We start from the raw sequence: 13,937 nt of genomic DNA, 5'->3' as shown, positions 1-13,937 counted from the left end.
TAATTCAAGTGAATTTGTTTGAAAGAAGAACTTTAAAAGCTTTATTTTCACCCGATAAAATACCCATAAAACAAGAGGAAGCTCAAATGAGCTTCCTCTTGTGAAAAATTGTGGGACAGCAGTGGGCATTTAGCCCCTTTTTAGTGTCAAAAATTTTAGATTTCAGACATTTCTTTTTGATATTGCGCTTCGGCTTTTTCAAAGCGTTCAACCACATCCGCCTCTGGTGCTTTGCCCAATAAGCTCACGACAACGATACTGATTGCAGAGAAAATAAAGCCTGGAATGATTTCGTATAAACCAAGGTGGCCTAAGTAGTTTTTCCACACGATGACAGTTACAGCACCTACGATCATGCCAATGATTGCTCCGTTAAGCGTCATACGTTTCCACAGCAATGAAAGAATAATCAGCGGGCCAAATGCAGCACCGAAACCTGCCCATGCATAAGCCACTAAGCCTAAAACTTTACTTGCAGGGTTCATTGCAAAGGTGATTGCAAATACGGCAATTGCCAAGACCATCGCACGTCCAATCCAAACCAATTCTTTTTGCGATGCGTTTTTACGAATAAAACCTTTGTACAAATCTTCCGTCAAGGTGGTTGAACACACCAATAACTGGCAGCTGAGTGTGCTCATCACCGCAGCTAAAATTGCGGCTAAAATAATCCCTGCAATCCACGGATTGAATAGAATTTTAGTCAATTCCATAAATACCGTTTCAGGGTTGGCATTAACGACGCTTGCCAGTTCTGGGTGAACTTGGAAGTAAGCAATACCGATATAACCGGCTGCTACAGCACCGCCTAGACATAGGATCATCCATGTCATACCAATGCGACGTGCATTCGGAATGGATTTAACAGAATCGGCTGCCATAAAGCGAACCAAAATATGCGGCTGACCAAAATAGCCTAAGCCCCACGCGATGCTGGATAAAATCGCAACTGTACTTAAACCTTCAAATAAATTAGAAGCTTGTGGGCGAGCTGTTTCCAAAACAGCAGCAAGATTTTGACTGTTATCACCTAAAGCAAGGTAGGCGATGATCGGTGTGATCAGCAGTGCAAAGATCATCAGACCCGCTTGGAAAGTATCGGTCCAACTGATCGCTAAGAATCCACCAATACAGACATAGCTGATGGTTGCAATTGCACCAATCCACAGTGCTGTTGTGTAGTTCCAACCGAATAAACTTTCGAAAAGTCGTGCGCCAGCCACCATGCCAGAAGCACAGTAAATCGCAAAGAACACTAAAATCACTACAGCTGAAATGATACGTAAAATCTTTTTACGGTCTGCAAAACGGCTCGTGAAATAATCGGGCAGGGTCAGGGCATTATTTTGATATTCGGTATGAACACGCAAGCGACCAGCAACGATCAACCAGTTCAACCAAGCACCGATAATTAAGCCGATTGCAATCCAAGCTTCGGAAAGACCAGATAGATAAATTGCACCAGGGAGACCCATGAGTAGCCAACCACTCATGTCGGATGCACCTGCTGAAAGTGCAGTCACAACACTTCCTAAACTTCGTCCACCTAAAATGTATTCGTCAAAGTTATGCGTAGCTTTGTAGACATACAAACCAATGGCAAGCATTGCAAGAATATAAAAAATAAAGGTGACTAATGTCGGGTTTAAATGGCTCATAGGCAGTTCATCCTTAATGAAAGCAAATCATCTCTGTCCTAGATGAAAATTTGTACTTCTGTCGTAAGTCGCAGATTCAAGCACGATTTAAAAATTACACTCTGTAACCTTTAAGCATATTTTATGTATGTTTTGCGTAAATGATATTTTTTCTTATTACAAATCTAATTTTTTATTGTGCTGCTGAAATGTTGTACAGAAGGGAATTTAAATTTTGAAATGTAAATCTACTTAAGACTTTTCATCACAAAAAGAGAACTAATGAAATTAGGTAAAAATTACACAATGTTACATATTGAACAAGAAATGTGCATTTGAAATATTTGGTTGCAAATGTGCATCACATCATCTGTAGTGAGATGATTTGAACAGGTCGAATATGAGGTATGCACAGTCTTGGTGCGTAATTAGAGGGAATGCGCAGTGACAACGGTTCAAATGGAAAAAACGAGAATAGAGCATGATTTATTGGGGGATAAAGCAGTCCCGCAGTCATGTTATTACGGTATACATACATTGCGTGCCATCGAAAACTTTCAAATATCAAAGCAGCATGTCGGACAAAATTTAAACTTTGTACGCGCTATTGCTCAGGTAAAAAAAGCGTCAGCAGAAACCAATTATCAATTTAACTTAATACAAGATGATATTCGCCAAGCGATTCAGCAGGCGTGTGATGCATTGATTGATCATCCTGAACAATGGGCAGATTCATTTCCAATTGATATTTATCAAGGTGGAGCAGGCACTTCTATTAACATGAATGCCAATGAAGTCATTGCCAATATTGCCCTTGAATCACTTGGAGATGCAAAAGGTAGTTATCAACGAATTCATCCAAACGACCATGTCAATAAGTCACAATCGACCAATGATGTCTATCCAACAGCGCTGCGTCTAGCGACATATAGTGCTTTTGATGCTTTATTTGTAGTGCTAAATCAACTTATCGGAAGCTTACATGTTAAAGCTGATGAGTTTAAACATGTCATCAAAATGGGGCGTACACAGTTACAAGATGCTGTTCCGATGACTTTGGGGCAAGAGTTCCGAGCATTTGCAACATTATTAAAAGAAGATTTAAAGTTGATTGAGCAAAATCGACAGCTTTTATTGGAAATTAATTTAGGTGCGACGGCAATTGGTACTGGCGTGAATTCTCCTGCGGGTTATGCAGCGAAGGCCGTTGAAAATCTAGCTCATTTGACCGGTTTAAAATTGCAAGGTGCAGAAGACTATGTCGAAGCAACCAGCGATTGTGGCGTATTTATTTTATTATCGAGTTGCTTAAAACGTTTAGCTGTCAAACTTTCTAAAATTTGTAATGACTTACGTCTTTTAAGTTCGGGGCCACGAACAGGTTTAGCGGAAATTCGTTTACCTGAGTTACAAGCAGGTTCGTCCATTATGCCTGCAAAGGTCAATCCTGTGATCCCTGAAGTGGTCAACCAAATTGCATTTCGAGTGATGGGCAATGATTTAACCATAACTTTAGCCGCAGAAGCAGGGCAATTACAATTAAATGTCATGGAGCCGGTCATTGCATTGTCCATGAATGAATCGATTGAGCTTTTGGTGAATGCCGTAAAAACATTAGATAGCAAATGTATCCAAGGAATTCAGGCAAATGAGCAAGCATGTTTTGATGCTGTGATGCGTAGTGTAGGAATCGTGACCTTACTCGATCCATATTTAGGTCATGCAAAATGTGATGAAATCGGTAAGCAATGTATTGCCGAAAATAAAACCATTCGCCAAGTGGTTTTAGAGCAAGCGCTGTTAACTGTAAGTCAATTGGATGAAATTTTCTCGATTGAAAATCTAGTTTCTGAAGTGACACCATTTAGTATGCCACTCGCTCAAGTGAGTTAAATGCTTATTTAAGACTTTTAAATAGCCCCATGATGAGTAATAGCCCCATGATGAGTAAATGACGAAGGTTAATCCTTCGTTTTTTATTTGAAGAAATCAGTGGTAAATCTAGAAAACTAATCTGATGGCAGTGATGTTTTAGATTTCTAAAAGAAAGTATTGGGTTGAAAATAAAACGCTATATTTGCTTAAGATCGTAATTATAGTTCTATATATAGTCATGAAGGTTTGGATGAAAAATTTAGCGCATAGATAAAGTCAGAAATACTTTAACTTGCCCAAAAAAGGATGTAATCGAAGTACAATAGGTTTTTTATCATGTTGTAGATAGTCAGATGTTTAATAAGTTAGTCGATTTATTCAAAGGCGCTAAAGAGTCGCCTGAGCAACTTTACTTAGAACAACACCACATTCAATATGATGAAACACAGGGCTATATCATTGAAGGCGTAGTTTTAAATACATTGTCTGAACGTATGGAATATCTGTCGAATAGAAAAATGACAAATTTCGATGATTTAAAACAGCTCTATGCAACTGCAATGATTATCAATGAAAAAATAGACTTGGAAATTGCAAGTCAACGCTTTGTTGCACGATTAGGCAATACTGAAGAAAATCTGTTGCAGTTTAAACTCTATGTCAAACTATTGAATGATTATTATCGTCAATTCATCCGTGATCGTAAGTAAGTGAATGGACTGCAGTGTTTGAGTTTGATGGGTGCATTAATGGTACTCATCAATAGAAAATACAATCGCAAATCCATATTGGTTAAAACACTGTATATAGTTGCTTAAATCTCGGAATGTAAAAAGCATCGTGTTAATATGATCACCAAGTGATTAAAACATTAAAAGCTATTTACATCATGTTCCAGCAAGAAATTTCACAACTCAATCTTAAACAGCTCAAAGCTGGCGAAAAGCGGTGGGTCGGAAACTTACAAGGCTCATCTGCTGCATTATTATTTAAAGAAATTAGCAAACAATCGAAACAGTTGTTTGTGATTGTAGCACGTAATAATCAGCATCTCGGGCAGTTAGAAAGTGAGCTGGAATTTTACGGAATTAAGCCGACTATTTTCCCAGATTGGGAAATTTTACCTTATGACCGGCTGTCGCCACATCAAGACATCGTTTCTGAGCGCTTGGCGATTTTGTCCAATATGCCACAGCAAGGCGTGTTGTTGATTTCGGCAACAACCTTAGCGCAGCGAGTTGCACCGGCATCTTGGGTATTAGGTGAACACTTTGATATTAAAGTGGGTCAAAAATTTGATATAGAACAACAAAAATTAAGATTAGTACAAGCGGGTTATCACTTGGTGGATACTGTTTATGATCATGGTGAATTTGCAGTACGCGGTAGCATCATGGATATTTACGCTTTGGGACAAAGTTCACCGATTCGTATTGACTTATTTGATGATGAAATCGATACCCTCAAATTCTTTGATCCTGAAACTCAGCGAACCACCCAAAATTTAGATCATTTTACGGTTTTACCTGCAAAAGAATTTCCATTAAAAGAAGCGCGTTCACTGTTTCGTGATCGATATGCGGAAAATTTTCCGACAGCAAATCCAAAGAAAAATCCAATTTATCAAGATGTACAAGATGGCATAGCTTCACCGGGTATTGAGTTTTATTTTCCGTTGTTCTTCTCTGAACATGCCATGAGAGAGCAAAGTACCCTGTTTTCGTACTTACCAGAGAATGGCATTGTCATTACAGATAAAGCTATTGATGACACATTGATTCAGTTTTGGTCGGATATTGTGCGTCGTTATGAAGACCGCCGTCATAATGTCGACCAACCGATTTTGCCGCCAGAGCAGATTTTCCTACAACCAAATCAGGTTTTAGAACAATTAAATCTCTGCCGTCGTATTGTGGCTTCGCCTGAGGCTTTTGATGAACGCAATGGCGTGATCAATCTTGTAGCTGAGATTCCACCCCGTTTACCTGTCGATCCAAAACGTGAAAAGCCATTTTATGCTGTTAAGCAATATATCGATGCGGCAAATTATCCAGTGCTTTTGGTGGCTGAAAGCGCTGGTCGACGTGAAACTTTAAAAGATGCATTGCGTCCAAGTTTGGGTGATATCCCGACGGTCGAAAGTTTTAATGATTTTATGCATTCTATGCATGCGATTGCGATCACCAATGCGCCCTTAGATCGTGGTTTATTGTTAACTGACAAGCTCAGTGTAATTTCTGAAAATCAGCTTTATGAACACCGTGTGGTTCAACGTCGTCGTAAACGCCAACAGGAAGTATCAGAAGAGTTCCTAGTTCGTAGTTTAACCGAGCTAAGTATTGGCGCACCAGTGGTTCATATTGATTATGGTGTGGGGCGATATGCAGGTTTAATTACCTTGAGTATCGATGAGCAAGACCATGAATTTTTGCAGTTAGACTATGCCGATGCAGCCAAAGTGTATGTCCCTGTGACAAACCTGCATTTAATTAGCCGATATAGCGGTGGTGACCCAGATCTAGCACCATTACATAAATTGGGCACAGATGCATGGTCTAAAGCCAAACGCAAAGCTTTAGAGCAGATCCATGATGTGGCGGCAGAACTTTTACATATTCAAGCCCGTCGTCACTCGAAACCGGGTTATGGATTTGAACTGGATCAAAGTCTCTATATGCAGTTTGCCAGTGGCTTCGCCTATGAGGAAACCCTAGATCAAGCCAATGCTATTGAAGCGACACTCTATGACATGCAACAAGCGAAGCCGATGGATCGCTTGGTTTGTGGTGATGTCGGTTTTGGTAAAACAGAAGTAGCTATGCGTGCTGCATTTGTGGCAGTACAAAATAACAAACAAGTGGCTGTACTTGTTCCAACCACGTTGTTGGCGCAGCAGCACTACGAGTCTTTCAAAGATCGCTTCGCGGATTGGCCTGTACGTATTGAAGTCCTTTCACGCTTTGGTTCATCAAAATCACATACCAAAACCATTGAAGACCTCGCAGAAGGCAAAGTGGATATCGTGATTGGCACACATAAAATCTTGCAGGAAAGTGTGCAATTTAAAAATCTCGGCCTCATGATCGTGGATGAAGAGCATCGTTTTGGTGTACGTGATAAAGAGAGAATTAAAGCCTTACGTGCCGATGTAGATATGCTGACGCTAACTGCAACGCCTATCCCACGTACGCTGAATATGGCTTTTAGTGGTATGCGTGATCTATCTATTATTGCAACGCCGCCTGCACGTCGTCTTGCTGTGAAAACCTTTGTGCAAGAACATACTGGAGATTCGATCAAAGAAGCCATCTTGCGTGAACTGTTACGTGGTGGGCAAGTGTATTTCTTGCATAATGAAGTGGAGACCATTGAACGTACGGCAGAAACTCTACGTGAATTGGTTCCTGAAGCCCGAGTTGCGGTAGCACATGGTCAAATGCGTGAGCGTGAACTAGAGCAAATCATGCAACAGTTCTATCACAAAGAATATAACGTACTGGTGTGTTCAACCATTATTGAAACTGGGATTGACGTGCCAAACGCCAATACCATTTTGATTGAGCGTGCAGATAAACTGGGACTTGCGCAGTTGCACCAATTACGTGGTCGTGTCGGTCGATCGCACCATCAAGCATACGCCTATTTACTTGTACCTTCGCTCAAAGGCTTAAAGGGTGATGCTGAAAAACGCCTAGATGCCATTTCTCGTGCATCGACTTTGGGTGCGGGCTTCATGTTGGCTACAGAAGACTTAGAAATTCGTGGCGCAGGTGAGTTGCTGGGTGAACAGCAAAGTGGCTCAATGCAAACCATCGGTTATAGCCTGTATATGGAAATGCTTGAAAAAGCCACCAAAGCCATTCAAAAAGGTAAAACGCCTAACTTTGACTCTCCATTGTCATTAACGGCTGAAATTAGCATGCACATGCCAGCCTTAATTCCAGATGATTATTTAGGTGATGTACATCAACGGTTATTGTTCTATAAACGCATTAGTAATACGGATACTCAAGAGAAACTCGATAACATTCGTATGGAGTTGATCGATCGTTTTGGCTTGCCGCCGCAAGCAGTCAAGCAATTATTCTCTGTCCATCAGTTGCGTTTAAAAGCGGAACAATTGGGTATCACAAAAATTGATATCAGTTCACATGGCGGCAGTATTGAGTTCTCACCAGATACACCAGTTCAAGCCATATCGATCATTCAAATGATGCAAAAGCATCCGACTTTCTTCCGAATGGAAGGTGGACAGCGTCTAAAAGTGATGGTCATGCTCGAAGAATATGACAAACGCATTCAATTTATAAATGACTTATTAGACAGTTTGCTGAAGGAATTGGCGCCAAATCAATAGATTTGGCGTATAAATTGCTTGTTTAGAATGAGTAGATTTTCATGAGTGTTTTTTATATAGAAGAAACGCTTGATTTTTTTGAAAAATTTATTAGAGTCATAAGCACGCAACGTTTTATTCAAATGCAGTTTATTTGTAATGAAACGTTCTGTACAGAATATTCACACCCATAAGGATGTGATAGTATTAGCCATCATTCTAATTTTGCATCATTTATAAAGATATGTTTAGTTTACATCCACAACTTGCTCAAGATACGTTTTATGTAGGCGACTTTCCTCTGTCAACATGTCGTTTGATGAATGATATGCAATTCCCGTGGCTTATTTTGATTCCACGTGTTCCGGGAATTACAGAGCTTTATGAATTAAGTCAGGCAGACCAAGAGCAGTTTTTACGTGAATCAAGCTGGTTATCAAGCCAATTGTCACGTGTATTCCGTGCAGACAAAATGAATGTAGCTGCATTGGGTAATATGGTTCCACAATTACATTTTCATCATGTTGTTCGTTATCAAAATGATGTGGCTTGGCCGAAACCAGTTTGGGGTACGCCAGCAGTTCCTTATAACAATGATGTCTTGGCACACATGCGCCAAACACTAATGCTTGCACTACGTGGTCAAGGTGATATGCCTTTCGATTGGCGTATGGACTAATCCCGATTTACGGACAATATCAGGATAGTAGAAGAATGAGTGTCCGTATGGGGGCGATCGAGTGCCGTTAGACAATTTAATCAGCAAAGAGCCTAAACAGTTTGAATATTTTCATCGTTTGATGGGATATATCATGCTGTCTTTGGTGATTGTTGTCTATCACTACACCCAACCAGATACGCATTATCAAATCTATATTCCTGCATTTTTATTTTTTCTGATTTTAGTTGTTCCCAAGTTTTCCCATTGGCTAATTTATCGATATAGCAATCAAACTAAACGCAATGTGCTGTTTCTGATCGATATCATAGTTATTGCTGTACTGATGTCTGCGGTACATTTAAGTCTTGTTTTAACCTTTCTTGCGGTCTTTGCGCTGCTATACACAACAATCTATAACAAGATCAATTTCTTAATGATGTCCTTGGCAGGGATTGTTGGCGTCACTGTATTTTATTTATGCAATATTTATGTCTTTGGTTTTCAAGAGTATTTTGAGTCGACCAGCAGTGAATTAACCGTTCTTGGCTTTCTGTGCTTAATTACATATTTCAGCGTAGGGGCTTTTTATCAACACACCCAAGTTCAGTCTCTGAGTAATAAAAAGAACCACTATTATGATCAGATGAATCGTTATATGGAATTCGCCAATCAGCTGAGTCGTTATGCGCCTATGCAACTTTGGCAATCGATTATGAAAGGTGAGTCTGAAGCTAAAATCGAATATAAACGTAAAAAGTTAACGATTTTCTTTTCCGATATCCAAGGATTTACTGAGCTTTCTGAAACATTAATTCCAGACGATTTAGCATTTCTACTCAATGACTATTTGAGTCATATGACTGAGATTGCCAAACAGTATGAAGCGACTGTTGATAAATTTATGGGGGATGCAATTCTAATCTTCTTTGGTGATCCACATAGCCAAGGCGTAGAGCAAGATGCAAAAACTTGTTTAGAGATGGCAATGGTCATGCGTCAGCAAATGAAGTTGCTGCGTGAACGTTGGATTAAAATGGGTTATCCGCCGTTACATATTCGTATGGGTATTTCTACAGGGTATTGCCACGTTGGGAACTATGGTGCAGCTCACCGTATGGCGTATACCATCGTTGGTCGTGATGCGAACTTGGCTGCACGATTGCAAAGTGCGGCTGAAGTCGATGAAATTTTGATTTCAGACGATACGCATCATTTAGTGAAAAATGACTATTTATGTGCACCTAAAGCACCGATCTTCTTAAAAGGCATCAAAGGCCCAGTACGTACTTGGCAAGTGATGGAAAAATACACCTCGCAGAAAACAGATTATCAGCGGTGGTTTGACTACGAATATAAAGGCTTTAATCTATTGTTGAACTTAGATGAAGTACAAAACTTTGAATATCCTGAACTAATACATGTTTTAGAACGTATGATTCAACGCTTACAAACTCAGCAAAAAATGACCAACTCTGCTGGTATCGTAAAACTGAATTTAGAAGACGAAGTGATCGAAGAAGTCAAAAAAACTGAATCTCACTCTTAATTTCACATATACATTATAAAATTAGATCTAATCGTATCGCGTAAAATTTAAACAAGAACACAATTCATGCTTTTATCAAAACGTCTTCTTTTTTGATATGTTGAATACATTTATGTATAAAAAAGCCAGTTACGATAAACTGGCTTTTTAATTATAGAAAATTATCTATAAATTAATGATTTTCTGAAGCATGGTTGATGGTGTATTTAGGAATTTCAATTTCCAAATCTTCATCTTCAATTTTTACTTGGCATGACAGACGAGAGTCTGGTTCTAACCCCCAAGCACGATCGAGAAGATCTGCTTCGACATCATCCATTTCATCTAGACCATCAAAACCTTTACGTACAACCACATGGCAAGTGGTGCATGCTTTAGACATGTCGCATGCATGTTCAATTTTGATGCCGTTTTTTAACATGCTTTCGCAAAGGTTAGCATTTGATTCGACTTCAAACTCAGCGCCGTTTGGGCAGATTGTTGCGTGAGGCAGTACTTTAATACGTGGCATAATCTTGACCTATAAATTAATTTGAGTTTGACCAGTCATCGAGTTTTGTGCCTTTCAATGCGGCATCAATGTGCTGATTCATACGAGCTGCAGCAAATGCATCGCTATGTATTTTAAGCTGTTCTACAGCATGTTCAATAGCTTTAATATCTGTCGTTTCAAGTGCAGCATCTAAAACAGTGCGTGCTGCAGTGAGGGAACTGAGTTGCTCTTGGCTGAGAAGTTGAGCATCCACTTTAAGTGCTTGATCAAGTGCTTCAAGTTCACGTTTTGCTTCCACTTTGGTTTCTTGAAGATGACGTAAGTTTTTATCTTCTTCAGCAAACTTATAACCATCAATCAGTAAGCGTTCAGTGTCGGCATCAGATAAACCATAAGAAGGTTTGATGTCAATTTGGGCATGCACACCAGAAGTGGTTTCTTTGGCAGACACCGTGAGTAAACCATCTGCGTCAACTTGGAAAGTCACTTCAATGCGCGCTTGACCCGCAGTCATCGGTGGAATACCACGAAGCACGAAACGACCTAGACTACGGCAATGTTCAACTAGATCTCGTTCACCTTGTACAACATGAATCAACATCGCTGTTTGACCATCTTGATAGGTTGTGAATTCTTGGCGACGAGCCACTGGAATAGCTGTATTACGCGAAATAAGGCGCTCAACCAAACCGCCCATGGTTTCTAAACCTAAAGAAAGCGGTGTGACGTCTAAAAGCAATGAACCATCTTTAGAGTTACCAATAAGCTGGTTCGCTGTAATCGAGGCGCCAATGGCCACAACTTCATCAGGGTTAATTGTGCAGAGTGGTTCTTGATTGAAGACATCTTGAACAGCTTTTTGTACAGCATACGAGCGGGTAGAACCACCGACCAATACCACATTTTGAATATCGCTGAGTTCAAGCTTGGCATCACGCATGACACGTTTACAAACGCTGATAGTTTTATCCAAAGCAACTTTGATGATGGATTCAAAAGTAGGGCGGTCTAAAGTCAATGATTGATCAAGAACTTTAAGCACTACAGATTCAGCCTCGGTTAGAGCTTCTTTTGCTTTACGAGCAGAAACGATGAAATGTGCATATTCAGCATCATCTAAAGTTCCAATATTCAGTTGTTTTTTTGCCCATTTTACAATCAGACGGTCTAGGTCATCACCACCAAGCGCCGTGTGGCCACCCGTTGCTAGAACTTCAAAAACGCCTTGAGAGAAACGTAAAATTGAAACGTCAAAAGTACCACCACCCAGATCATAGATCACATAGTTTTGATCATGTGCAAGATTGGTGTCTTGGTCTAAGCCATAAGCCACTGCAGCAGCAGTCGGTTCATTTAATAGACGTAGTACATTTAAACCTGCAAGCTGAGCCGCATCACGCGTTGCTTGACGCTGTGCTTCATCAAAATAGGCAGGCACAGTAATGACGGCACCATTTACTGGATTATTTAAGCTGCTTTCTGCACGGTCTTTGAGTTGTTTTAAAATTTCAGCAGAAATTTCAACGGGTGTTTTGCGACCTTGTGCAGTTTCAAAAGCAGGCATTTCATTCCCTTCACCGACTAAGTTGTACGGGTGTTGGAATTTAATATCTGCTTTAGAGCGACCCATAAAGCGTTTTACAGAAACGATGGTGTTTTTAGGATCAGTCGTTAAGAATGCCTTTGCGTCGTCACCATATTGCGTAGTGGATTCGCCATAGTGTGCAATAGAAGGGAGTAACACACGACCATGTTCATCGTTAAGCACTTTCGCTTTACCAGAAAGTACCGTGGCTACTAAAGAGTGTGTAGTCCCAAGATCGATACCAATTGCGATGCGGTGTTCATGCGGCGCACTTGATTGACCAGGTTCTGCAATTTGCAAGAGAGCCATGTGTGTTACATCCTTTGAACGTCAAATATAAAAAATAAATTAAAAATCATCGTCTAAATCAAAGCTATCGTCGTCTAAGAAGCGATCTTCAGCTTTATCGATGTCAGCCATTACTTTTTGGAAGAAGCGTAATTTACGTACGGTATCACGTGCTTCAGCCCAGTCTTCGTCGTCATAATCAATCTTGAATTCACGAACCAAACCGTCAATCCATTGCTGAACTTCAGTTTTAAGTGAAGTGAGGTCATCAGCAGAGCCTGCCTCATCTAACTGTTCACGAATTTCTAAGGCATCTTGTAGGAACTCAAAATCACTAATCGATTGATCAAGGTGATAATCTTGTTTTTTGAGACTTAAAAGATATGCAGCGCGGCTATCAACATTGGATAAAGCTTTAAATGCTTGATTAATCTCACTAGATTTTATCAGGGCTAGATCTTTGTCTTCGGCTTTATCTGGATGATATTGTTGCTGCAACTTTAAAAATTCAGATTTTAAAACTGCTAAATCAATATCGAGTGCTACAGGTAAGTTAAACAACTCAAAATGATTCATGGGAGATGGTGTCCGCAATAGAGGTGCAAAAAGTGTTGCTTTAAATGCAATTAAAACAGTGAATTTTACACTGTTTTAATGCGAAAAAGGAGCGTGGAAAAGGCTTAAACCGTAAACGATTCGCCGCAGCCACATTCACCTTTTTTATTTGGGTTATTAAATTCGAAACCTTCGTTTAAACCATTTTTCACATAGTCCATCTCCATACCTTCAAGATAAACTAAGCTTTTTGGGTCAACAAATACTTTTACGCCAAACTGATCGAATACTTGGTCATGCGTGTCAATATCATCGACAAACTCAAGTACATAAGCTAGACCAGAACAGCCAGAAGTTTTCACGCCAACGCGAATGCCTTCACCCTTACCGCGATTCTTGATGTAATTGCTGATATGAGTTGCAGCATTTTCAGTTAAATGAATCATGAAAACTCCGTTAATCTTTTTTAAAACACGTAAACAATTAAGCTTTTACTTTCTTGCTACGGTAGTCTTCTACAGCAGCTTTGATTGCATCTTCAGCAAGTACAGAGCAGTGTACTTTTACTGGTGGAAGTGCAAGTTCAGTTGCAATATCAATGTTCTTAATTGCTTGAGCTTCATCAAGAGTTTTGCCTTTTAGCCACTCTGTTACTAATGAGCTAGATGCAATTGCTGAACCACAACCGTAAGTTTTGAAGCGAGCTTCTTCAATTACGCCATTGTCATCAACTTGAATCTGTAGACGCATAACATCGCCACAAGCTGGTGCACCGACCATACCTGTACCAACGTTTTCTGCATTTTTGTCTAAAACACCAACATTACGAGGGTTTTCGTAATGATCAATTACTTTTTCGCTATAAGCCATGACGCTTCTCCAAACCTCGGGGTCAGCCTTAAGATTAATATGGGGGTGAAATTACGTTAATCAATGAGATAGCCTTAAAATAAAAGCTATC

11 protein-coding genes are annotated in these 13,937 nt (G+C 39.9%); 5 read left to right on the top strand and 6 right to left on the bottom strand.

The window, feature by feature from the left end:
* Nucleotides 1–155: 155 nt before the first annotated feature.
* On the bottom strand, nucleotides 156–1,658 hold the full coding sequence (gene putP, locus FTU83_RS12070) for a sodium/proline symporter PutP (protein WP_180004647.1): 1,503 nt from the start codon (nucleotides 1,656–1,658) through the stop codon (nucleotides 156–158).
* Nucleotides 1,659–2,081: 423 nt separating this feature from the next.
* Here putP and aspA point away from each other — a divergent pair, with 423 nt between their 5' ends.
* From aspA to FTU83_RS12045, 5 genes are all read left to right on the top strand, one after another.
* Complete coding sequence (aspA, locus tag FTU83_RS12065; RefSeq protein WP_180004648.1) at nucleotides 2,082–3,530, top strand: aspartate ammonia-lyase; 1,449 nt, start codon at nucleotides 2,082–2,084, stop codon at nucleotides 3,528–3,530.
* Nucleotides 3,531–3,865: 335 nt separating this feature from the next.
* Entirely contained in the window at nucleotides 3,866–4,222 is a 357-nt protein-coding gene (locus tag FTU83_RS12060) for a hypothetical protein (RefSeq protein ID WP_078193486.1), read from the top strand.
* Nucleotides 4,223–4,401: 179 nt separating this feature from the next.
* Nucleotides 4,402–7,869, top strand: coding sequence for a transcription-repair coupling factor (gene mfd / locus FTU83_RS12055; RefSeq protein WP_180004668.1), 3,468 nt, complete (start codon nucleotides 4,402–4,404; stop codon nucleotides 7,867–7,869).
* Between the two features lie 223 nt (nucleotides 7,870–8,092).
* Nucleotides 8,093–8,527, top strand: a complete 435-nt coding sequence (locus FTU83_RS12050) for an HIT domain-containing protein (RefSeq protein WP_067762788.1) — start codon at nucleotides 8,093–8,095, stop codon at nucleotides 8,525–8,527.
* 61 nt (nucleotides 8,528–8,588) lie between these two features.
* Nucleotides 8,589–10,055: an adenylate/guanylate cyclase domain-containing protein gene (locus FTU83_RS12045; RefSeq protein WP_180004649.1), complete on the top strand. Its 1,467-nt coding sequence runs from the start codon at nucleotides 8,589–8,591 to the stop codon at nucleotides 10,053–10,055.
* Between the two features lie 172 nt (nucleotides 10,056–10,227).
* Here the strand turns inward: FTU83_RS12045 and fdx are convergent, their stop codons facing one another.
* The 5 genes from fdx to iscU all read right to left on the bottom strand — a co-directional run bounded on the left by fdx (nucleotide 10,228) and on the right by iscU (nucleotide 13,846).
* Nucleotides 10,228–10,566, bottom strand: coding sequence for an ISC system 2Fe-2S type ferredoxin (gene fdx / locus FTU83_RS12040; protein ID WP_078193483.1), 339 nt, complete (start codon nucleotides 10,564–10,566; stop codon nucleotides 10,228–10,230).
* Nucleotides 10,567–10,582: 16 nt separating this feature from the next.
* Nucleotides 10,583–12,442, bottom strand: a complete 1,860-nt coding sequence (gene hscA, locus FTU83_RS12035) for a Fe-S protein assembly chaperone HscA (protein WP_180004650.1) — start codon at nucleotides 12,440–12,442, stop codon at nucleotides 10,583–10,585.
* Between the two features lie 39 nt (nucleotides 12,443–12,481).
* Entirely contained in the window at nucleotides 12,482–12,997 is a 516-nt protein-coding gene (hscB, locus tag FTU83_RS12030) for a Fe-S protein assembly co-chaperone HscB (protein ID WP_078188669.1), read from the bottom strand.
* A gap of 104 nt (nucleotides 12,998–13,101) precedes the next feature.
* Complete coding sequence (iscA, locus tag FTU83_RS12025; protein ID WP_078188668.1) at nucleotides 13,102–13,422, bottom strand: iron-sulfur cluster assembly protein IscA; 321 nt, start codon at nucleotides 13,420–13,422, stop codon at nucleotides 13,102–13,104.
* Nucleotides 13,423–13,459: 37 nt separating this feature from the next.
* The gene (gene iscU, locus FTU83_RS12020) at nucleotides 13,460–13,846 is read right to left on the bottom strand and encodes a Fe-S cluster assembly scaffold IscU (RefSeq protein ID WP_078188667.1); all 387 of its coding nucleotides are present in this window, start codon (nucleotides 13,844–13,846) and stop codon (nucleotides 13,460–13,462) included.
* Nucleotides 13,847–13,937: the final 91 nt, after the last annotated feature.

Origin of the sequence: Acinetobacter sp. YH12152 (genome assembly GCF_013418285.1) — a bacterium.
Taxonomy (GTDB): domain Bacteria; phylum Pseudomonadota; class Gammaproteobacteria; order Pseudomonadales; family Moraxellaceae; genus Acinetobacter; species Acinetobacter amyesii.
Note: the sequence above shows the minus strand (reverse complement) of the source record. Positions and strands in the feature narration are given on the sequence as shown.

Bases quoted from the DNA above. Each gene is read 5' to 3' on its own strand.
- putP (WP_180004647.1), bottom strand. From the start codon at position 1,658: ATGAGCCATTTAAACCCGACATTAGTCACCTTTATTTTTTATATTCTT.
- iscA (WP_078188668.1), bottom strand. From the start codon at position 13,422: ATGATTCATTTAACTGAAAATGCTGCAACTCATATCAGCAATTACATC.
- FTU83_RS12050 (WP_067762788.1), top strand. From the start codon at position 8,093: ATGTTTAGTTTACATCCACAACTTGCTCAAGATACGTTTTATGTAGGC.
- fdx (WP_078193483.1), bottom strand. From the start codon at position 10,566: ATGCCACGTATTAAAGTACTGCCTCACGCAACAATCTGCCCAAACGGC.
- iscU (WP_078188667.1), bottom strand. From the start codon at position 13,846: ATGGCTTATAGCGAAAAAGTAATTGATCATTACGAAAACCCTCGTAAT.
- mfd (WP_180004668.1), top strand. From the start codon at position 4,402: ATGTTCCAGCAAGAAATTTCACAACTCAATCTTAAACAGCTCAAAGCT.
- FTU83_RS12060 (WP_078193486.1), top strand. From the start codon at position 3,866: ATGTTTAATAAGTTAGTCGATTTATTCAAAGGCGCTAAAGAGTCGCCT.
- hscA (WP_180004650.1), bottom strand. From the start codon at position 12,442: ATGGCTCTCTTGCAAATTGCAGAACCTGGTCAATCAAGTGCGCCGCAT.
- hscB (WP_078188669.1), bottom strand. From the start codon at position 12,997: ATGAATCATTTTGAGTTGTTTAACTTACCTGTAGCACTCGATATTGAT.